Annotated in this window: 21 protein-coding genes; 12 read left to right on the forward strand and 9 right to left on the reverse strand. The window is 54.3% G+C overall.

What is annotated here, in order from left to right; translation table 11 throughout:
- The first annotated feature begins 280 nt into the window (after positions 1-280).
- Both adh and AUQ42_RS08760 read left to right on the forward strand, forming a co-directional pair.
- Positions 281-1,801 (forward strand): aldehyde dehydrogenase, encoded by a 1,521-nt coding sequence (adh, locus tag AUQ42_RS08755; RefSeq protein ID WP_068518685.1) that lies wholly within the window; start codon positions 281-283, stop codon positions 1,799-1,801.
- A 74-nt stretch (positions 1,802-1,875) separates the two neighbouring features.
- Entirely contained in the window at positions 1,876-2,283 is a 408-nt protein-coding gene (locus tag AUQ42_RS08760) for a DUF779 domain-containing protein (protein WP_068518686.1), read from the forward strand.
- 182 nt (positions 2,284-2,465) lie between these two features.
- On the opposite strand, the gene AUQ42_RS08765 is transcribed toward AUQ42_RS08760, so the two are convergent.
- Positions 2,466-3,476 carry a YeiH family protein gene (locus AUQ42_RS08765; RefSeq protein WP_068518687.1) on the reverse strand — a complete coding sequence of 337 codons (1,011 nt, stop codon included), beginning with the start codon at positions 3,474-3,476 and terminating at the stop codon, positions 2,466-2,468.
- Between the two features lie 214 nt (positions 3,477-3,690).
- Here AUQ42_RS08765 and AUQ42_RS08770 point away from each other — a divergent pair, with 214 nt between their 5' ends.
- Complete coding sequence (locus tag AUQ42_RS08770; protein ID WP_369813519.1) at positions 3,691-4,602, forward strand: LysR substrate-binding domain-containing protein; 912 nt, start codon at positions 3,691-3,693, stop codon at positions 4,600-4,602.
- Between the two features lie 31 nt (positions 4,603-4,633).
- Here AUQ42_RS08770 and AUQ42_RS08775 read toward each other — a convergent pair whose 3' ends face one another.
- On the reverse strand, positions 4,634-5,569 hold the full coding sequence (locus tag AUQ42_RS08775) for a hypothetical protein (RefSeq protein ID WP_068518688.1): 936 nt from the start codon (positions 5,567-5,569) through the stop codon (positions 4,634-4,636).
- A 650-nt stretch (positions 5,570-6,219) separates the two neighbouring features.
- On the opposite strand from AUQ42_RS08775, the gene AUQ42_RS08780 reads away from it, so the two are divergent.
- Genes AUQ42_RS08780 through AUQ42_RS15915 form a run of 3 tightly spaced genes read left to right on the forward strand, consistent with a single transcriptional unit; the run spans position 6,220 to position 8,722 of the window.
- Positions 6,220-7,605 carry a cytochrome ubiquinol oxidase subunit I gene (locus AUQ42_RS08780; protein WP_068518689.1) on the forward strand — a complete coding sequence of 462 codons (1,386 nt, stop codon included), beginning with the start codon at positions 6,220-6,222 and terminating at the stop codon, positions 7,603-7,605.
- Positions 7,602-8,600 (forward strand): cytochrome d ubiquinol oxidase subunit II, encoded by a 999-nt coding sequence (cydB, locus tag AUQ42_RS08785; protein WP_068518690.1) that lies wholly within the window; start codon positions 7,602-7,604, stop codon positions 8,598-8,600. Before AUQ42_RS08780 ends, cydB begins: the two co-directional genes overlap by 4 nt.
- Positions 8,600-8,722 carry a DUF2474 domain-containing protein gene (locus AUQ42_RS15915; protein ID WP_197460810.1) on the forward strand — a complete coding sequence of 41 codons (123 nt, stop codon included), beginning with the start codon at positions 8,600-8,602 and terminating at the stop codon, positions 8,720-8,722. The genes cydB and AUQ42_RS15915 overlap by 1 nt, the downstream gene beginning before the upstream one ends.
- Positions 8,723-8,820: 98 nt before the next feature.
- On the opposite strand, the gene AUQ42_RS08790 is transcribed toward AUQ42_RS15915, so the two are convergent.
- From AUQ42_RS08790 to AUQ42_RS08805, 4 genes are all read right to left on the reverse strand, one after another.
- Entirely contained in the window at positions 8,821-10,038 is a 1,218-nt protein-coding gene (locus AUQ42_RS08790) for a PLP-dependent aminotransferase family protein (RefSeq protein WP_068518691.1), read from the reverse strand.
- Positions 10,039-10,196: 158 nt separating this feature from the next.
- Positions 10,197-10,988, reverse strand: a complete 792-nt coding sequence (locus tag AUQ42_RS08795) for a hypothetical protein (RefSeq protein ID WP_068518692.1) — start codon at positions 10,986-10,988, stop codon at positions 10,197-10,199.
- A 150-nt stretch (positions 10,989-11,138) separates the two neighbouring features.
- Entirely contained in the window at positions 11,139-12,005 is an 867-nt protein-coding gene (locus AUQ42_RS08800; RefSeq protein ID WP_156480859.1) for a hypothetical protein, read from the reverse strand.
- On the reverse strand, positions 11,938-12,747 hold the full coding sequence (locus AUQ42_RS08805) for a hypothetical protein (RefSeq protein ID WP_068518694.1): 810 nt from the start codon (positions 12,745-12,747) through the stop codon (positions 11,938-11,940). Before AUQ42_RS08805 ends, AUQ42_RS08800 begins: the two co-directional genes overlap by 68 nt.
- 364 nt (positions 12,748-13,111) lie before the next feature.
- Between AUQ42_RS08805 and cysD the strand changes: the two genes are divergently transcribed.
- From cysD to AUQ42_RS08835, 6 genes are all read left to right on the forward strand, one after another.
- Positions 13,112-14,017, forward strand: a complete 906-nt coding sequence (gene cysD, locus AUQ42_RS08810) for a sulfate adenylyltransferase subunit CysD (RefSeq protein WP_068518695.1) — start codon at positions 13,112-13,114, stop codon at positions 14,015-14,017.
- Positions 14,017-15,936, forward strand: a complete 1,920-nt coding sequence (cysN, locus tag AUQ42_RS08815; RefSeq protein WP_068518696.1) for a sulfate adenylyltransferase subunit CysN — start codon at positions 14,017-14,019, stop codon at positions 15,934-15,936. The genes cysD and cysN overlap by 1 nt, the downstream gene beginning before the upstream one ends.
- A 187-nt stretch (positions 15,937-16,123) precedes the next feature.
- The gene (locus AUQ42_RS08820) at positions 16,124-16,810 is read left to right on the forward strand and encodes a hypothetical protein (protein ID WP_068518697.1); all 687 of its coding nucleotides are present in this window, start codon (positions 16,124-16,126) and stop codon (positions 16,808-16,810) included.
- A 104-nt stretch (positions 16,811-16,914) separates the two neighbouring features.
- A complete protein-coding gene (locus tag AUQ42_RS08825; protein ID WP_068518698.1) occupies positions 16,915-17,625 on the forward strand; it encodes a GNAT family N-acetyltransferase in 711 nt (236 codons plus the stop codon).
- Between the two features lie 129 nt (positions 17,626-17,754).
- A complete protein-coding gene (locus tag AUQ42_RS08830) occupies positions 17,755-18,390 on the forward strand; it encodes a CDP-alcohol phosphatidyltransferase family protein (protein ID WP_068518699.1) in 636 nt (211 codons plus the stop codon).
- 194 nt (positions 18,391-18,584) lie between these two features.
- Positions 18,585-19,688: an ABC transporter substrate-binding protein gene (locus AUQ42_RS08835; protein WP_068518700.1), complete on the forward strand. Its 1,104-nt coding sequence runs from the start codon at positions 18,585-18,587 to the stop codon at positions 19,686-19,688.
- Positions 19,689-19,772: 84 nt separating this feature from the next.
- On the opposite strand, the gene AUQ42_RS08840 is transcribed toward AUQ42_RS08835, so the two are convergent.
- From AUQ42_RS08840 to AUQ42_RS08850, 3 genes are all read right to left on the reverse strand, one after another.
- Positions 19,773-20,120, reverse strand: coding sequence for a hypothetical protein (locus AUQ42_RS08840; protein WP_068518701.1), 348 nt, complete (start codon positions 20,118-20,120; stop codon positions 19,773-19,775).
- A 179-nt stretch (positions 20,121-20,299) separates the two neighbouring features.
- Positions 20,300-20,575, reverse strand: a complete 276-nt coding sequence (locus AUQ42_RS08845) for a GIY-YIG nuclease family protein (RefSeq protein ID WP_068518702.1) — start codon at positions 20,573-20,575, stop codon at positions 20,300-20,302.
- A 158-nt stretch (positions 20,576-20,733) separates the two neighbouring features.
- Positions 20,734-21,513, reverse strand: coding sequence for an SDR family oxidoreductase (locus AUQ42_RS08850; protein ID WP_068518703.1), 780 nt, complete (start codon positions 21,511-21,513; stop codon positions 20,734-20,736).
- Positions 21,514-21,590: the final 77 nt, after the last annotated feature.

Below are 21,590 nucleotides of genomic sequence, written 5' to 3' on the forward strand. Positions count from 1 at the left end.
TACCATATGGCGGGGCCCCTACGCCAAACAGTTTCGCTGGAAAAACACCCTGCAATCAGCAGCGTTCCATTTTTGGAACACTTTGCGCCACCTGTTCGCGACTGTTCCGCGATCCCGCAGCCGTGCATCCCGCCCCCGGATACAGACAACCGACTGAAATAAAGCACTTTCCACAAAGTCCTGGCGGTTCGGATCAAAGTGGCACGACCTTTGCGGATAAGGCGGCGTCACAATCAAAAAGCGGGCGAAAAAATCGCCTGTCGATCTCGGAGGAACCAAAATGATCTACAAGAATCCAAATGACGCCGGCAGTCCGGTCAGCTTCAAGGGCCGTTATGAAAACTTCATTGGCGGCGAATGGGTCGCCCCGGCCAAGGGTCAGTATTTTGAAAATGTGTCGCCGGTGAATGGCAAACCGTTCTGCGAGGTCGCCCGTTCCAGCGCCGACGATATCGAAAAGGCGCTTGATGCCGCCCATGCCGCTTTCCCGGTCTGGGGCAAAACATCGGTGACCGAACGCGCCAACATGCTCAACAAAATCGCCGACCGCATGGAAGCCAATCTGGAAATGCTGGCAGTTGCCGAAACCTGGGACAATGGCAAGGCCGTGCGTGAAACGCTGGCGGCTGACATCCCGCTTGCGATTGACCATTTCCGCTATTTCGCCGGTGCCATCCGCGCACAGGAAGGATCGCTGGGCGAGATTGACGACAATACGGTCGCCTATCACTTCCACGAACCCCTTGGTGTGGTTGGTCAGATCATTCCATGGAACTTCCCGATCCTGATGGCGGTCTGGAAACTGGCCCCGGCATTGGCGGCTGGCAACTGCGTTGTCCTGAAACCGGCTGAACAGACCCCGGCATCAATCTGCGTTCTTTTGGAACTGATTTCCGATCTGATCCCGGCGGGCGTGGTCAACGTCGTTCAGGGTTTTGGCGTTGAAGCCGGCAAGCCGCTTGCGCAAAGCAACCGCGTTGCCAAGGTCGCCTTTACCGGTGAAACCACCACGGGCCGCCTGATCATGCAATATGCATCGGAAAACATCATTCCGGTGACCCTGGAACTGGGTGGCAAATCGCCAAACATCTTCTTTGAAGACGTCATGGCCGCCGATGATGATTTCCGTCAGAAAGCCGCCGAAGGCATGGCGATGTTTGCCCTGAACCAGGGTGAAGTTTGCACCTGTCCGTCGCGCGCCATCATTCAGGAAAGCATCTATGACAAGTTCATGGATAACGTTCTGTCGCGCGTTGCCAGTATCAAACAGGGCAACCCGCTTGATACCGATACCATGATCGGTGCGCAGGCCTCGACCGAGCAGATGGAAAAGATCATGTCCTATCTCGACATCGGCAAGCAGGAAGGCGCACAGGTTCTGTGTGGTGGCGACAAGGCCGATCTTGGCGGCGATCTTGCCGGTGGTTTCTATATCCAGCCGACCATCTTCAAGGGTCACAACCGCATGCGGATTTTCCAGGAGGAAATCTTTGGCCCGGTTGTATCCGCCACCACGTTCAAGGACGAAGCCGAAGCCCTTCACATCGCCAATGACACACTTTACGGCCTTGGGGCTGGTGTCTGGACACGTGATGCCAACCGTTCCTACCGCTTTGGCCGGGAAATCAAGGCCGGTCGTGTCTGGACCAACTGCTATCACCTGTATCCAGCCCATGCGGCCTTTGGCGGGTATAAGCAGTCGGGCATCGGACGTGAAAACCACAAGATGATGCTGAACCATTATCAGCAGACCAAGAACCTGCTGGTTTCGTATGATCCGAAACCGATGGGCTTCTTCTGATCGCGCAATGATCGCGGCCGGGCGCATGGCCTCCCCTGTGCGTCCGGTCATTTTTCGCGACCAAGGAGGTCACCATGACCGGATCAGAAACCATCCCCGACCGGGTCACCGCAACCGATGCGGCGATTGAACTGATCAGGAAGCTTAAATCCATACATGGCCCGGTGATGTTTCATCAGTCGGGCGGTTGTTGTGACGGCAGTGCGCCGATGTGCTTCCCGGACGGCGAATTCAAAACCGGCGATCAGGATGTGCTTTTGGGCAAGATCGAAGACAGCCCGTTCTATATCGGACGCGCCCAGTTCGAATATTGGCAACATACCCAGCTGATCATTGATGTGGTGGACGGGCGTGGCGGGATGTTTTCGCTTGAAGGACCCGAAGGCAAACGCTTCCTGACCCGATCCAGAATATTCAGCGACGACGAATGGAAGGCCCTTAAAAAGGCAGAGGAGCAAAACCCGCTGATCTCTGAAACCTGATTTCTGTGTGTTACCCGTGGCGTTTCGCATCCGGTGTCATCCCCCATGATGCCCACTCCCCGAAACGCCGGAAGATGCTGACGGTTTTCCTACCCTTTCCGTGGCTTCTTCTTCCTTGCCCGCTGCCTTTACCCATTCGGGCAGCGGGTATTTTTTTTGCCCGGACGGTGGGTGGGTAATTTCTATGCTGTGCCAAGCAGCACGATCACAAAACCGCTTAGCATGCAAAGCACTGCAAGCGACATCAGGGCCGCCATCACGACCCGCCCGCCGACATGCATGACATTGCGGATATCAACACTTAATCCCAATGCCGCCATGGCAAGAATGGTCAGGAACGAAGACACGGTTTTCATGCCACCAAGGGCAAATTCCGGCAACAGCCCGAATGAACGGGCCGTCATCATGACGATAAAGCCGATAATGAACCATGGCACGACCTGCGCAATCGGAAGACGGGTTTCCCGCGCCCGCCCGCCAATCAGCGCCAAACTGAAAATCACCGGACCCAGCATCAAAACCCGGATCAGCTTGACCAATGTACCGACCTGCACCGCCAATGCGCCGGCCGGTGCGGTTGCGGCCAGAACCTGTGGGACAGCATAAACCGTCAGGCCCGAAAAAACCCCATATTGAGTGGCCGATAATCCAAGTCCGGCATGCAGCATCGGCAGGACGAAAACAAACAGAACGCCAAGTATCGCGGTAAAGGAAATCGATGCCGCCACATCGTCCGACCGTGCGTCAATCACCGGTGCGGTTGCGGCAATCGCCGAATTACCGCAAATCGAATTGCCACATGCCACCAGCATCGCAAGATGCCTGGTCAGTCCAAGCGCACGCCCGATATGATAGCTGACAAACAGGCTGATACAGACAACGGCAATGATTGCCGCCACCAGCCCGCCCCCGGCCGATCCGATGGCCTGCGCACTGATTGACCCGCCCAGCAACACGATGGCAATTTCAAGCACCGTCTTGCCACAAAACCGCACCCCGGCGAAATAACGCGGCGCCAGACCGAACACGGATCGCACCACCACCCCGATCAGAATGGCAAAGACCAGACTTTCCACCCAGCCCCGCCCCAGCAGAACACGTTCGGCATGCTCGATAAGCTTGGCGGCAAGCGCGACCATAAGGGTCACGGCAAGTCCGGGCAGGATCGGTTTGATGCGGGTGTTAAAAAACATGATTTTCCTGTGTTTTGATCACAGTCGGAAAATCTCACGCTCAACCATTTACTTCCATCGAATAAAAATTCATATTTCATTCGATTTAATCGAATGATTAAGGCAAAGTCCCCGGACACGCGTCCTCCCCATTCCAATCAGCCCAGTATGCGGCGCCGAACTCTGCCTCGCGTTTAAAATCCCCCGGCATGGGCGGGAAAGATGCCAGACCACAGTGGAAGATACCAACGCCATGATGACGCTTGAACAATTGCAGATCTTTGTTGCCGTCGCCGAACGCGAACATCTGACCCGCGCGGCCGAGGCGATTGGCCTGACCCCGTCTGCGGTCAGTTCGGCAATCAAGAACCTGGAAGGTTTTTATGGCGTGGCGCTGTTTAACCGGGTTGGTCGGCGGATTGAACTGACCCAGACCGGACGCCTGTTTTTGGATGAAGCCAAATCAACACTGGCCCGCGCGCGTGCCGCCGAACTGACGCTGGCCGAACTGGGCGGCATGCAACGTGGTGATTTAAACGTTTATGCCAGCCAAACCATTGCCAGTTACTGGCTGCCCCCGTTCCTGATGAAGTTTCATGACCAGTATCCCGGCATTGAAATTCATCTGACAATCGGCAACACCAAAACCGTATCGGATGCCGTGCGTGGCGGGGCCGCCGATATCGGCTTTATCGAAGGCGACATTGATGAACCCGCCCTTGCCAAACGCGAAGTCGCCGAAGATGCGCTGGTGATTGTGGTTGGCCCCAAGCATCCCTGGGCCGATGGCAGGCCGCTGACCGCACAGGCCCTGATCACCCAGACCAACTGGATCCTGCGCGAAGCCGGATCGGGCACCAGATCGGAATTTGAAAGCGCGTTGCGTGATCTTGATGTTGATCCGGCGCGCCTTAAAACCGCCCTCGTCCTGCCCAGCAACGAGGCCGTGATTACCGCGGTTGAAACCGGTACGGCTGCCACCGCTGTTTCACAATTCGCGGTCAGTTCCCTGATCGCGCAGGGCCGACTGGCCCGCGCAAGTTTCCCGATCCCGCCACGCAAATTCATGGTCCTGCGTCACAAGGAACGCAAACAGACGCAAAGTTCACTGGCGCTGGAAAAGCTGTGCCTCGCGGTTACCTCATAGCCAGGAAGATCGGACATCAGAGTTTGCCCGATTACTGGACATCACCCATGACCGATACCTTTTCCGTATCGAGCCTACCCGGTGAACCATTCAATCGCGCGTCCCCAATCAACAGACCGCGTGAAATGATGCTTCCTTCAACACAACACCAGAAGGCTGTTACGAACGCTGCCAAGCCCCGCAAACCTACAAAGAAAGTGATCCTCTCCTCCGGGGTTCCTGCAAATTCCCCGTCTCCAAATTGCAAGATCATTCCCTTGATAATTGGTGTGGCGACAGAGAAAGCTACCAACTGAATGATCAACAATGCGGGCAAAACCAACAAACTTTTCCCGACAATGTACCAAAAAGTCTTCTTGCCTCTTGCGAACGCGCGTCGCGCCGAACTTTTTCCGCCCTGTATTACCGAAACGGGCCAAGTCACAAACAGAACACCAAGAACGAGCGTCGCAAATATCGACACGACTGCTATTGCAACGATGTAAACGGGTAGCTCTTGACTTCCTTGGATAAGGCCTTGCGAGACATTCACCCACAGCAGATGCTGCCAGAATACAATCTCTGCTGTTAAGGCAAGCACCATAATCAGCATGCGATTCAGAAACGAGAAGAACATCCCCCGGCTCTGTCTTGAAAAAGCAAACCAGCAAGGAGCGCCATTGAGATTAAATGAATGCACGGAGTACATCAAAGCAGCAAAAGGAACTGTGAAGGCAATAGCCACAGGGAAAACAACCAGCCCCATGGGCTGTTCAACCCTCAGCGTGAAGCCATCTTTGCTGACTGAGACAACTTGAGCAGGCCCGAAACTCGAAAGCACGAATTCAAGCCCGACCATAGCAATGATGGCGAGCAAGATGATTGGAAGGTTGTAGAAAAACCCATTCCATGCATCATGAAGTATCCAATTCTCAAACTTTGGATCGTTGAAATTCTTTGGCTGTTTTTGAGGCTCAATGTCAGTCACAAGTTAGCCTTATTTCCTGAAAGCTATAACCAGATACGCTAAACATTTTCGGCGATTGGCCTACACGTTCCGTTGGATCACATAGCCCATGATAATCCAACCTACCCAAACAGCCCCTTCTTAGAAAAAGTGCCGCCAATTTCCGAGGATAGTCAGAAGTTTCAGATGCTGAGCCAGTTGCAAAAGTGAAATACTAAAACCGACTATCAAGAGTTGGAAAACCAATCTCCTTAGATCGGCAAAACTCTATGTCCACAAGCTATCTTCAAACTTCCTGGTTGCTTCCTCTTTCAAAGTCCGTCCCCAACCATTTATCTTTCGGCTTTCAAAATCGATTGGTATCAAGTTTTAGAATTTCCAACCGCTCTAACCTATGACGAAAATCACACCTCTCCCTTTGATACTCAATCCCTCCTTCGAATAGGGGTTAAGTCGCCAATCGGTTCTTCAACCGTCATTTTGGAAATTTTCCAAATGTAAATTGCGAATGCGCAATGCAGCATTTCTCGCGAACTTCTATCGATTTCCTTATACAGACCGGCTCCTGATTGGTGGTTTAAGCCCATCAGGTCAATCAATGAACGGTTTCGCATTGCAGTGAAATACGGGGTCGGACAGGAAGGCTTTGCCTGATAGAAGGACCAACGCCAATGCTTGATGCAGAAATATTGGCACGTATACAGTTTGCTTTTACCGTTTCATTCCACATCATTTTCCCGTCATTCACCATCGGGCTTGCGAGCTTTTTGTTCGTGCTTGAAGCGATGTGGTTGCGCACCCGTGATGACACCTATCTGGCACTTTACAAATTCTGGCTGAAAATCTTTGCGCTGGCCTTTGGCATGGGGGTCGTGTCCGGGATTGTGATGTCCTATCAGTTTGGTACGAACTGGGGACCGTTTTCGGAATTTACCGGCGGCGTGATCGGCCCGTTGATGGCGTATGAAGTTCTAAGCGCCTTCTTCCTTGAGGCCGGCTTCCTTGGCATCATGCTGTTTGGCTTAAACCGGGTCGGGCCAAAGCTTCATTTCCTTGCCACCACCATGGTTGCGGTTGGAACCCTGTTTTCGGCCTTCTGGATTTTGTCAGCCAATAGCTGGATGCAAACACCTGATGGCTATGTGATTGAAAATGGTCGTGCGGTTGTCACAAGCTGGATCGATGCGATTTTCAATCCAAGTTTCCCCTATCGTCTGGTTCATATGGTGCTGGCCGCCTATCTGACCACCGCCTTTGTCGTGGGTGCCGTCGGGGCGCTGCATTTGTTGCGCGATCGGGAAAACCGGGCGGCCCGCATCATGTTTTCCATGGCCATGTGGATGGCGGCCATTGTCGCCCCGATCCAGATCGTCGCAGGTGACATGCACGGACTTAACACCCTTGAACATCAACCGGCCAAGGTTGCCGCGATGGAAGGCCATTTTGAAACCCGCGAAGGCGCACCGCTGATCCTGTTTGGCCTGCCCGACATGAAGGCCGAGGAAACCCGTTATGCGGTTGAAATCCCCAAGCTGGGCTCGATGATCCTGACCCATGACTGGGATGGCAAGATCACGGGGCTTAAGGATTTCGCCCCGGAAGACCGCCCCAATGCCCCGATCGTGTTCTGGACATTCCGCATCATGGTCGGCATCGGGGTCTTGATGGCCTTGCTTGGCATCGCAAGCCTGATCGCCCGGTTCCGGCACAAGCTTTATGACTGCAAGTATTTGCATCGCTTTGCACTGGTCATGGGGCCAAGCGGCTTTGTCGCCATTCTGGCAGGCTGGTTCACCACCGAAGTCGGGCGACAGCCATGGGTGGTGTATGGATTGATGCGCACATCCGAGGCCGGATCACCTGTCACCGCCACGGCAATTGCCGGATCGCTGATCGCCTTTGTTGCCGTCTATTCCATCGTGTTCGGGGTGGGGACGGCCTATATCCTGCGCGCCATGAACCACGATCCGCGTCACGCGCATGTGCCGACTGGTGAATTCCTTCGTGCCGGGGGCCGTCAATTGGCCGCACATAACAATCCGCAGGCAGGAGAATGATCATGGATTATCAACTGATCTGGGTTCTTTTGATCGCGGTTGCGGTTTTCGCCTATGTCACGCTCGATGGTTTTGATCTTGGAATCGGCATTCTGTTTCCCCTGATCAAGGACCCGGTCAAACGCGGCCGCATGATGAATACGGTCGCCCCGATCTGGGATGGCAATGAGACCTGGCTGGTGCTGGGGGGCGGCGGGCTTTATGCCGCCTTCCCCAAGGCCTATTCATTACTGATGACCGCCTTTTACATTCCGGTGTTTGTCATGCTGCTTGCCCTTGTGTTCCGGGGGGTGGCGTTTGAATTCCGGTTCAAAAGCAAGAACCATCAGAAACATTGGGATATCGCCTTTTCGACCGGATCAATCATCGCAAGCGCCATGCAGGGTGCGATGCTCGGCAGCTTTATCGAAGGCATTGCCGTTGAAAATGGTCGTTTTGTCGGCGGGGCGTTTGACTGGCTCAGTCCGTTTTCGATCTTTTGCGCCACGGCAGTTGTTGTCGGCTATGCCCTGCTTGGTACCGGCTGGCTGATCATGAAGATGGAAGGCGATTTTCAGGGCAATCTGCGCCGTCTTGCCAAACCGGCCGTGATCTGGATGGCGGCAAATCTTGCTGTGGTGTCGCTGATGACCACTTACGTCAATCCGGCCTATGCCGAACGATGGTTTGCAATGCCCAATCTGGCCTTTCTGGCCCCGATCCCATTGATCACGGCCGGTCTTTTATTCTGGTTGTGGCGGGCGGTTTCGCATCGGGAAAAGACGGTTTTTGGCATTACGCTTGGCATCTTTTTCCTGTGCTATCTGGGTTTTGGCATCACGCTTTATCCCAATATCGTCCCGCCAATGATCACCTTCCGCGATGCGGCGGCACCGCAAAACAGCCTTGCCTTCATGCTGGTCGGGGCCGTGATCCTGTTGCCGGTGATCTTTGCCTATACCGCTTATGCCTATTGGGTATTCCGCGGCAAGGTCAGTGACGAGGGGTATCATTGATGCCGCACATCACTTCGCAAAGAACCAGACGTCTGCTTTGGTTTATCGGGCTTTATATCGGCGGGATTGTCGGGGTCGGGCTTGCGGCCTTGGCGCTTAAGGCCATGCTGGGTCAGGCATAAACATCCCCGAATACATATGAAATTGCCTGTCATAATCCCCCGGACAGGCAGTCGCCCGGCAGCAAAATCCCCCACCCTGCTGCCGGGTTCTTTTTTTTCTACTGGTTGTCCTTGCGTCGGATCAGATCGGCAAGCCGTTCGATCCCGGCGCGAATGCGTTCGGGCTTTTCGGTGGCGAAGCTGAACCGGGCAGTATTGCGCCCCGACTGGTCACAGAAAAAGGCCTGACCGGGGACAAAGGCGACCCGAGCATCTTCCATTGCCTCGACCAGTAGGGCGCGGGCGTCAATATTGTCGGGCAATGTTAACCATACAAACATGCCGCCCCTGGGCCGGGAATAGCTGACATCATCTGGCATGAATTCATCCATCGCGCCCAGCATCGCATCGCGCTTGGCGCGGTATGCATCACGCAGGGTTTCAATATGGGCCGGGAACAGCTTGCTTGCGGCACGCAGCGCTATTTCCTGATTGATGGTTGAAACATGCAGATCGCCCGCCTGCTTCATCAGAACCAGTTGGCGGATCACCGGGCGCGGTGCGGTTACCCAACCGATGCGCAAGGCCGGGGCCAGCGTTTTGGAAAACGTGCCCAGCTGAATGACGCAACCGGCATCCGGATTACTGCCCGCTTCATCAAGTGCCAGAAGCGATGGCAGAGTTTCGCCTTCATAGGACAGCTTGCAATAGGCGGCATCTTCGATAATCACCGCGCCATATTTGCGCGCGGTTTCAAGAACCGCCATCCGGCGATCCAGGCTATAGGACCGACCGGTCGGGTTCTGGAAATCGGGCGCCAGATAGGCAATGCGTGCACCATTGGCAAAGGCCGCATCAAGTTCGGCAATGATCGGGCCGTCTTCGTCCATATTGATGCCGACATAGCTTGGCCGACGCATCGAAAAGGCCTGCATGGCGCCAAGGTAGCTTGGCTTTTCCAATACGATCTCGCGGCCGGGCTCCAGCAACAGGCGGGCTATCATATCAAGTGCCTGCTGCGCCCCGCAGGTGATCAGGATATTGTCGATATCGCGGGTCGCACCCGACTGGGCCAGATCATCGGCAATCCATTGCCGTAATCCCGGCAGACCTTCGCTGATCGAATATTGGAGGCTGCGACGGCCGGCCGTTTCATCACTGGTCAGGCCATCAAACATGTCATGAAAATCAGACAACGGGAAAAGATCCGGGTCCGGCACCCCACCGGCGAACGAGGTAATTTCCGGGCGTTCGGCAACCTTCAGCAAATCACGAATTTCCGACGCCCGCAAAGCACGGGCATCGGGCACAATCATCTCGTTCCATTGGATCGTCATGGCATCCTCATTAGGTCAGTCTTCTTGACATTATTTGGCAAGCAACACTGACCTAAATCAAGTTTATTTTTATATAGGCGACAATTTTGAAATAAAATTACCTAAAGCACCAATCCGCAGCCGTTAGTTTGTTCGCAGACAAACATCAGATTTTGGTGCTATTTCAACGAGATGACAAAGGCACGGACAAAAATCACTGAAAGAAGCATCGAGACAAAGCAGGCAATCACACCAGCAGCAAGCGCCCGAACACCCAGAACTGCCACATCGGCAGGAATCCCGAGCACATGAAAAATCGCCACCATTTGTCCGATCACCGGCACGATCAGGGTCGAGATAACCGGTAAGAAAAGCAAAACCGCAACCAACCGCCAGATCACATACAGGAAGGTCCCCCTGCCCCGCTGCCAGGTTTTACGCATTGACCTGTCCGCACCAGCAAGAACTGCGGGAAACCAGTTTGCGCCAAGGGCAATCACACCAAGAAATCCAACAAGGATAAATGCCCCGATCAAAAGCCGTCCCGAATGCGACGGTTCACGACTGCTGCCGAGCAAGGCACGTATGATGTCAGCCACAAAAAATTGCTGATAGACCAGGACCATCGCAATTGTCAGCACCGCCAGCCCCCACATCCCGACACTGCAACAAAGAACAGCTTTGCGGTTCGCAGCCAAAATAGCACCCCAACCACCCTGCCGGGTCAAACATGACAGTTGGGCTAAAATGCCAACGACAATCAACGCCACCGCATCAACCAATGCACGCACGACAAACCAGCACGTGCCGCCCAATGACAAAACCCCATCCGGACCAAGCAAGGCCGGATGGGGTACAATCGCGTCAAATACAGCAAACAGCGCCAACCATGAAACTGCTGCTGCAACCACCGAACGGTTTAACCAAAGAACATCAAAAACATCCTGAATAATCCAGGATTTGAATTTCACGCATGATGGCTCATTCTTTGGCATCGCGCCCTGGCTGCTGGATGAAACAGATCAATATATGGCGATGAAGAAGATCGTGGTTCAATCCTTATTGCTTCGCTATTGACACGCGGGCCTGAAAACGCAACGGCGGCAGCGGCAGCGAAATCATCAAACTGTCAAACGTTTTTCACCAAGGTGATAGGCACGCGATACGATCACAACAATCATGGCACCGATGACAATATATTGAAGGCTGCTTACCGCCATTGTTATGATCGAGGTTGCGTTAAAGGCCAGCGAGCCATCGCTTGATATCAGCGGTTGCCCACCTGCTGTCTGAACCAGATTTACAATCATAGAGCCCAGAAAAAGCATCAACACAGGGCCCAGCAAAACCCGTCCTGTAACGTACCATACAGTCTTCCGTCCTCTCGCAACCGCACGTCCCACGCCACTTCCATCGCCGATAAGGGCCGCGGGCAACAATGTTGCAAAGAACACCAGAACGATCCAGAGACTCACAAAGGTAAAGATGCTGGAAATGCCTATCGCAGACAGGTTCTCGATCTTGGCCATGTCTTCCGGAGACAACATGAAATGGCCGGTCAGGACAAACAGCCCCAATGATGCGGGCAAAGTATCAAGAAGTTGCAGGACAATATAACGCCCGGAAAAAAGCCGGACACACGACGCATCAAATTCCTTGAATGCCGCAATGCCTGCATACCCATTTAGCAACCAAGCAAACAGCGACAGCGCAAAATATCCCCAGATGACAAGTCCAAGCACATAGATGACATAGACCTGCCCGGAAAAAGGTGCTGCGAACTGCCAGAAAGCCATTGCCAGCATCAGGATGGCCACAATTACAGTGCTGGCCCAGCAGCGCAAAATCGCAACAAAACTGGTCTTCCAGATACCTGGCTGTTTGGGGCTGGTTTGGACAGTCTCTTTATCTTGCGCCATTTCAGATTGCCTCTGCCTGTTTGAGTTCGGTTGCCGGTTGGCTTGCCTCAGCCAAACGCGCCTCGCCAAGCTGATAGGCGCGTGACAGGACCACGGCGACAAGAACAACGCCGGTTGCCCATACCAGATAGGCCAGACCGTTCATTGCCATATCAAACGGCACAAATTGCAGTTCGCCTGCGTGAATGGTGTATGTGCGAACGGCTTCGGAAAACCGCCCGGGCAACAGGAACACGGTTACAAGGAACAATACGATATTGGCGCCCGGCCCGACGATCAGGCGCGACGTCACATAGCCGATCGTTTTGCGACCGCGTGCAAATGCCCGCCGGATTGACGAACCATCGGCCATGATCGCTGCGGGCAGCCAGGTCCCCACCAAACCAAGTGCGACCAGCATCGCCACCCCGTAAAAGGCAAGCACCGCAACCATCACCAGGAAAAACCGAACGTCTTCCCGGGCCGCCTTGATTTCGGGGATCGCCAAAATTGGAACCATCACGAAAAGTGCCGGGATAAGCGTCACCATGGCCACGGCAAAGCCGCGCATGAAGAACTTGAAGAAAGCGCTTTTTTCAAGCGCCCCCACCGCGGAAAACCCGCTGACATTGCGCAAAACCGTCATGTGACAGGCAATGGCAAGATACGCGCCGACAAAATAGGTCGGCAAATCCGGTGATTCCATATCAGGCCGCAAGGCATAAATCACGATATCCATGATCCACAATGCCGCAACCGCCGCAGTAAAAATCACGATGTTTTTGCGAATGACGTCTGTGGCCTCGCCCCAGATCGTAATGTCGAATTTCATGCCTGTCCCCCAAGCGCGTTTAACGTGAATTCCCTTCTGGCAATGCTACTTTTCCCGCATGGCATTTCCTGTGACTTCTGTCACACCTATCCGCCTGTGACAGGCCCCCTCCTTATGAACAGTGTCTGCTGAGATTGCTTTGGCGTGCCGGACTTTTAGCTATTGGCAATTGCGGCAGCGGCCGATAAATTAAACACACGGGGAATGTGAAATATAATTGGACCACAAAAATTTGTGTAAAAATAGAAATCACACTTGCGTTGCGGAGCATTCCATATTACCCATCAAAGCCAAGTGAAATACAATTATAAACACAAAAAATTGTGTTAATTGCCACAGTTTTGATTGATCGGCAGGAAAGAGAATGCAGCCCAATCTGACCCATCTCCGCCAGCTTGAGGCAGAGAGTATCCATATCATCCGCGAGGTTGCGGCATCGTTTGAACGGCCGGTGATGCTTTATTCCATCGGCAAGGATTCATCGGTTCTGCTGCATCTGGCGCGCAAGGCGTTCTATCCCGCACCGCCGCCCTTCCCGCTGATGCATGTTGATACCACCTGGAAATTCCGCGAAATGATCGAGTTTCGCGACCGGATGGCGGCTGAATATGGTTTTGATCTGATTGTTCATATCAATCAGGACGGTGTCGAACGCGGCATTGGTCCGTTCACCCATGGGTCAAGCCTGCATACCGATGTCATGAAAACGGAATCGCTCAAACAGGCGCTGAACAAATACAAGTTCGATGCGGCCTTTGGCGGGGCGCGCCGTGACGAGGAAAAGGCACGCGCCAAGGAACGTGTATTTTCCTTCCGTACCGAAACCCATCGCTGGGACCCGAAAAACCAACGCCCGGAATTGTGGGATATCTATAACGCCCGGATCAACAAAGGCGAAAGCATCCGTGCTTTCCCGATCTCGAACTGGACCGAGCTTGATATCTGGCAATACATCTATCTCGAACAGATCCCGATCGTGCCGCTGTATTATTCGGCAAAACGTCCGGTCGTCGAACGCGATGGCATGCTGATCATGGTTGATGACGACCGTATGCCGCTTAAACCCGGCGAAAAGCCGGAAATGAAGTCGGTACGCTTCAGGACGCTTGGCTGCTATCCGCTGACCGGTGCCGTTGAGTCCGAGGCAGCGACCCTGCCCGAAATTATCCAGGAAATGCTTCTGACCCGTTCAAGCGAACGTCAGGGCCGCATGATTGACCATGACCAGGCCGGGTCGATGGAGAAGAAGAAGCAGGAAGGTTACTTCTGATGGCGCATAAATCTGACCTTATTGCTGATGACATCCTCGGCTACCTCAAAGCCCAGGAAGAAAAAAGCCTTCTGCGTTTCATCACCTGCGGCAGTGTCGATGACGGAAAATCGACCCTGATCGGCCGTCTGCTTTGGGATTCCAAACTGATTTTCGAAGACCAGCTGGCGGCGCTGGAATCTGATAGCCGCAAGGTTGGCACCCAGGGCGGCGAGATCGATTTCGCCCTGCTGCTTGACGGTCTTCAGGCCGAACGCGAACAGGGCATCACCATTGATGTCGCCTATCGCTTCTTCTCGACCGACAAGCGCAAATTCATTGTCGCCGATACGCCGGGCCACGAACAATATACGCGGAACATGGCAACCGGTGCCTCGACCGCCGATGTGGCCGTGATCCTGATTGATGCGCGAAAAGGCATCCTGACCCAGACCCGTCGTCACAGCTTCATCACGTCCCTTCTCGGCATCAAGCACGTGGTTCTGGCCGTCAACAAGATGGACCTGATCGATTATGATCAGTCCAAATTTGACGAAATCGTCGCTGCTTATAACGCGTTCGCAGCCCAGCTGAATTACAGCTCGATCACCGCGATCCCGCTATCTGCCCTTCGCGGCGACAACATGATTGAAGCCAGCGCCAATACGCCGTGGTATTCCGGTCCGACGCTTCTGGCACATCTTGAAGACATTCAGGTCGAACAGGACGCGATCAACAAACCGTTCCGTCTTCCGGTGCAGTGGGTCAACCGCCCGAACCTTGATTTCCGCGGCTTTTCCGGCACTGTTTCATCGGGTCGGGTCAAACCAGGTGATGAAATTGTTGTCACCGCATCGGGCCAGACCAGCAAGGTCAAGGAAATCGTCACCTTTGACGGCAACCTTGACGAAGCCATCGCCGGTCAGGCCATCACCCTGACTCTTGAAGACGAGATCGATATTTCGCGCGGTGATGTTCTGGCGGCATCCGATGCCAAACCGGAATTCGCTGATCAGTTCGAAGCCCGCATCATCTGGATGCATGAAGATCATCTTCTGCCCGGTCGCCCCTATCTGATCAAGATGGGTGCACAGGTAACAAGCGCACAGATCAGCGACCTTAAATACAAGGTCAATGTCAATACGCTCGAACATGTGGCGGGCAAGACGCTTGAACTGAACGAAGTCGGGATTGCCAATATCTCGGCGGACAAGGCACTGGCCTTTGATCCCTATGACGAAAACCGTCATTCGGGCCGTTTCATCATCATTGACCGCTTCACCAACGCGACTGTTGGTGCGGGCATGGTCAACCATTCCCTTCGCCGTGCGACCAACATCAAATGGCAGGAAATGGACATCAACAAACAGGCACGTGCCTATCAGAAAGGCCAGAAATCGGTCGTTCTGTGGTTCACCGGCCTGTCGGGTGCGGGCAAATCAACCGTCGCCAACCTGGTGGAGAAAAAGCTCCATGCACTTGGCAAGCACACCTACACTCTTGATGGTGATAATGTCCGTCATGGCCTGAACAAGGATCTCGGCTTTACCGATGCGGACCGTGTGGAAAACATCCGCCGCGTTGGTGAAACCGCCAAGCTGTTCGTTGATGCCGGTGTGATCACGCTGGTGTCCTTTATCTCGCCATTCAAAAGCGAACGCCAGCTTGCCCGCAGCCTTGTTGAAAAAGACGAATTTATCGAAGTCTTTATCGACACCCCGCTGGAAGTCTGTGAACAGCGCGATGTCAAAGGCCTTTATAAAAAGGCGCGCGCCGGCGAGATCGCCAATTTCACCGGGATTTCAAGCCCCTATGAGCGGCCCGAAAATGCCGAGATCGTGGTCAACACCGCCGATCAAAGCGCAGAAGAAGCCGCCGAACAGATTGTCGCCAAACTCGAAGAATTTGGCGTTCTCGGGGCCTGGTATCCCGACATCTGATGACCTGCCCGATTTGATCAACGCAAAACCCGACAGTTCCGACTGTCGGGTTTTGTTTTATTCCGGGCTCCGAAATCTGGCATCGCCCCAATCATCACAAGGCCAACCCCGTTTCAGGCCCACCTGCGACCTTGTAAAATATCGGCCCGAAGGTAACATCAAAACAGGACCCGGAACGGAGGTACCAATGCGGTTTTGCCCGCGTCTGGATGTCGATACATGGCTTTTGTCACTTGTGGCCATTGCGCTGTACCTGTTTGTGCCAGATCCCCTTCTGGCAGAGGAAACAGGATTTCGCATTGGCGCGCATGTATCGCTTAACAACCAGTGGGCCCGATATACCACACCGGCCAACCGCAATCTTGCCGCCGCCCTTCAGGCCAGAACGTCATCGGGTTCGATCGAAACCCTTCCAAATGATCGGCTTTTCCATCTGTATCGTTCCGGCGAACTTGATTGTATTCTGACCGGTGGCTGGCCCCATGATGACCCGCAACTCGTTTCAAAACATGCACTAAGCTTCGAAGTCCGGCTGTTCACCCGCAAAGATGTTGACCTTGCCAGCAAGGATCAGGTTCTGGTTGGCCGCCTGAAACAATTTCCCCCGCCGCCATTGCCCCTGCCCGATACGATGATTGACTGGGTGGCCCTGCAAAACCTTAAACAGGGCTTTGATCTGTTGCGGGCCGGGCGCATTGATGCGCTGCTTGCCGATCCGTCCCATGTGCAAAATGCCCCTGGTGCCCCACATGACGGCATTGTTGCCGCCGACCTTCCGCCTGTTAGACGCTTTGACGTGCCGCTGCTCTGTCATGACAATGAACGCAATCGTCATTTCCTTGATATCCTTGATCAAACATCCCTGACCCAGTGACACGGGCCCGCCGATTGGCCCCACCGGTTTGACAAAACTGGCCCTTGTCGACGGGACCGATTTCAGCAAATCTGGCTTTCCACTGTTCGTTGTCAGGAAGAAACATGACCTCGCCCCACAAAGATGTTTTTGGAAAACCGGTTGGCCATCCCGTTGAAAACTGGACCGGATGCGCCATGCCGCCACGCAGCGACATGGTCGGCCAGCATGTGATCGTCAGCCCGCTTGACCTTGTCCGCGATGCCAGGCACCTGTTTGATGCCAACACCATGGCACAGGACGGGTCACGCTTTACCTATCTTTCGACCAATGCGTTCAACGATTTTGCCAGCTACAAGGCGTGGCTGGAAACCATGGCGGGTCAAAGTGACCCGATGCTTCATGCCATCATCGACAAAACCCGCAATTCGGCGGTTGGCGTTGCAGCCTTTATGCGCATTGATGCCGCCAATGGGTCGGTTGAAATCGGCAATATCAATTATTCCCCGGCATTGTCGCAAACCATTGGCGGGACCGAGGCGATGTATCTGATGATGCGGCGCGCCTTTGACGAACTTGGCTATCGCCGCTACGAATGGAAATGCGACGATCAGAACGCCCCGTCCCGCGCCGCCGCCGCCCGGTATGGCTTCACCTATGAAGGCACGTTCCGCAACCATATGGTCTATAAGGGCCGCAATCGAAATACCGCGTGGTTTTCCATCACCGCCGAAGAATGGCCTGCTATTCGCAGCGGGTTCGAAGCATGGCTGTCACCCGACAATTTTGACGCCAATGGCAAACAGCGCCAGCGACTGGAAGACCTGAGCCCGTGACTTGCCGCGCGGCGGGCATATCCGGGGGACCGGGCATCAATATCTGACGGCTTACGAACTGGTGATTTTGATTTGTTCAACCTTGCCCCTATAGTCGGGCCAGGCTTGACCAACCGAAACGAGTTCCCGATGTTTGATGCCCGCCTGCGCCCGCTGATCGACATACCGCTTAATGCGGCTGCCCGTACCCTGTCGGGCACGGGGATCACCCCGAATGCCATCACCGGCATCGGCTTTTTGTTCGGGGTCCTTGGTGCGGTGTTTCTTGCCTTCCAGCTTGATTATGCGGCCCTTGTGATGATCTTGTTGTCACGGATCATGGACGGGCTTGACGGTGCCGTTGCCCGTCATACTGTCCCCAGATCACGCCACCCCGGTGCCAAAACACAGGAAAGCGACCTTGGCGGCTATTACGACATTGTCGCCGATTTCCTGTTTTATTCCGGCATCATTCTGGGATTTGCCATCGGGCGTCCGGAACATGCGCTTATGGCGGCCTTTCTGATTTTCTGTTTTGTCGGCACCGGGTCGAGTTTTCTGGCCTATGCGATCATCGCAGCCAAGCAGAACCGCAACCATGACAAACAGGGCAAAAAAAGCTTCTATTTCCTGACCGGCATTACCGAAGGCAGCGAAACCATCCTTGTTTTGTGCCTGATTTGCGTCTTTCCCGGCTGGTTCCCCCAGATTGCTGCAATCTTCGGGGCCTTGTGCCTGATAACGACATTTGGCCGTGTCTTGCAAGCGCGTCGCGATTTCGGCTAACGGCCGGAAAAGACGTTGTAACTTCTTGAAGTCCCCGACCGTCACAACCATATCGGCAGTAGCACACAAGGTCGTCATACTACCGGTCGCCCCCAACGATGACCTGCAAAGAAACCAGTGTCAGCATCCGTTGACCTGATGGTCCAGCACCGTCAGATCAACACCGCCTGACCTTAAAAACCGACAGGAACATTATGCGGCCAGTCTCGAATGTTTTTGCTTTGATTTTCGCGTGCTTTCTCGTTGTTGCCTGTGACCAGTCAGGCCCGATCAAGATCGGTTTCATTGCCGGATTGTCCGGACCGGGTTCGGATACCGGAACCGATGCACTCAATGCGCTGAAGCTTGCCGCCCAGCAAGTCAATAACGATGGCGGCATCAATGGCAGGATGGTTGAAATCCTGCCGCGGGATGATGAAAAATCACCCGAAGTCGCCCAACAGCATGTCCGCGAACTTTCCCAACTTGGTGTCGATGCCATTGTCGGTCCCATCATCAGTTCGATCGGCATGGCGATCCTGCCGGTTATCAACGAACTGGGCATCGTGACCGTATCACCAACGGTATCCGCCGCCGAATTTGCCGGTTTTCGCGACTATCTTTTCCGTATGAACACCACCACACGTGAAAATGCGCGCGCCTATGCAAAACGCAGCATCGAGCTTGACCGAAAACGCGTATCCATCGCCCTTGATGGTCAAAACGAAGCATTCGCCGACAGCTGGTATCGTGAATTTCTTCTGGAATTCGAAGAACTTGACGGCCGGGTGATTTCCAAAAACTGGATCAACACCAGTCAGGCCAGCAATGCCGAGATCGCCAGACAACTGGTTGATGATGCCCCCGATGCGATCGTGCTGGTCGCCAACAGTTCCGACAGTGCCAATCTTGCGCTTGAAATCCGCAAACTGTCCAAGGACATCCCGATTTCTGCTGCGGAATGGGCCGGAACCGATTTGCTGATTGAAATCGGCGGAACCGCGGTCGAGGGCATGGAACTTGTCCAGGCCTATGACCGCTATGACACCAATCCGCGTTTCCAGCAATTTGTTGCCGATTACGAAGCCATGTTTGATCGCCATCCGGGGTTCAGTGCGGTTCTGGCCTATGATGCGGCAACGGTTCTGTTTACCGCGCTCAAGACCAAACACCCCGATCAGAAACTGGCCAATGCCATGACCGATCTGCCCCCGCAGATGGGTCTGCATCAGGAACTGAAATTCGATCAGTATGGGGATGGAAATCGCGACGTCTATTTCGTGACAATTCAGAACGGCAAATTCATCCGCGTGAAATAGACCCGTATCGCCGCACTAAAAAACAAAAGCCCTGCTTGTGCAGGGCTTTTTCTTGTCGGCATCGGGGGATGAATTCCCGAAATCCTAGTGATCGCTTTCTTCAAGGAAATGGTCGCCAAGACCGGTATCGTATTCCATACCTTCCTTGGTCAGAACGATGCTGCCCGGATAGCCTTCCTTGACCAGTCCCTTGCGGGTCAGCGCAACCCAGACTGCCGGGTTTTCAAAGCCGCTGGCGTCACGGGCCGCAACGGTGAATTTGCCGACATGCACATGGTCACCATGGGCATGGGGCACACGCAGAAGGGTTGCCTCACCGCTGGCTTCGTCGATCTTGCCCGAATTCGGGTCTTTGGCGATGACCTGTGCCAGGACAAGGGTGCGAAGCTGCAACTTGTTGAGTTTCAGCGGGTTTTTGCGAACGAATGCCATATCTGGTGTTACCCCGGTTTCAATGGATTGATTGCAAGGACATATCTGTTACTTGGCGCAATGATGCAAGCCCTGTTTTGGCCGGGCGCCGTGCAGCAATTGCATTGCTTGGCATCCGTTTCCTTGCCAGGCAGCAAATTTCAGCCGCACAACAGCCGGGCCAAGCCCGACAGACCGCGCTATCCACCCGCGAGCATCTTGCGCAATTTGCGGTCCCGCTTAAGGTGCCATTCCCGGCTCATGGCCTGACCGAAGGTACGGAACCGTTCAACATAAACCAGCTCCCACTGCCGCCCGCGCGTGGTCTTGGCCCCTTTGCCGCTATTATGCGTCACCAACCGCGCCTCAACATCGGTTGACCAGCCGACATAAGTCCTGGGCAGCTTGACCCGGACATTTGCCGCCGGATCAAACCCCAATTCACGCAGCACATAGACAAAGGTGAATGACGCCATTTCCGAAGCTGTTTCAATACGATGTTACATCAGGTGTGGTGAGGTTCGCGGCCTCGCATGACGAAAATGGCCGCTTTCGAGAACCGGCGCGCAGCGTACTAAAGTACATGAGCACCGGAAGCACAGAAAGCGACCATTTGCAGTCCATATGGGGCGAATTAAAGGGTGGAGTTAAACGCGCCACCGTCCAGCAGAATATTCTGCCCGACCATGAATTTCGCATGTTCGCTGCACATGAAGGCACAGGTCGCACCGAAATCAAGCGGATCACCAAAACGGCCGGTCGGAAGACCCGCCTGGGTTTTGGTGCGTGCTTCATCAAGGCTGATGCCTTCGGCCTTTGACTTGTTGGTCATCAGGGCGTTGATGCGATCGGTGTCATGCTGCCCCGGAAGCAGGTTGTTCATGATCACGCCATCCTTGGCCACCTGACGCGACGTTCCGGCAACAAAACCGGTCAGACCGGCACGCGCCCCGTTCGAAAGACCAAGATGGGGGATCGGCGATTTGACCGAACCCGACGTGATATTGACGATACGGCCCCATTTGCGCGAAATCATGCCCGGCAGAACCGCGGTCGCAAGCAGGATCGGCGTCAGCATGTTTGACTGAACCGCGGCTTCCCATTCGGCCTGTCCCCAATCGGACCAGATGCCCGGGGGCGGACCACCGGCATTATTGACCAGAATGTCGGGCGCACCTTGGGCGGCAAGGACCTTGTTGCGGCCTTCCTCGGTGGTGATGTCACAGGCAACCGTCGTGACATTCACGCCATATGTATCACGGATATATTCCGCCGTTTCATTCAGCGGCCCTTCGGAACGTGCATTAAGCGTCAGATCAACACCGGCTTCTGCCAGTTTGATGGCGCAACCACGGCCAAGCCCCTTGGACGAGGCACATACGATAGCCTTGCGGCCTTTGATTCCCAGATCCAATGGATCCTCCCATTTTGGAGTTCGTCTAATGGCAGGAATTTAGACCGGGCATGGCCGTCTGGTCAAACACCGTTCCA

The organism is Thalassospira sp. MCCC 1A02491 (assembly GCF_001613785.1).
GTDB lineage: Bacteria > Pseudomonadota > Alphaproteobacteria > Rhodospirillales > Thalassospiraceae > Thalassospira > Thalassospira povalilytica.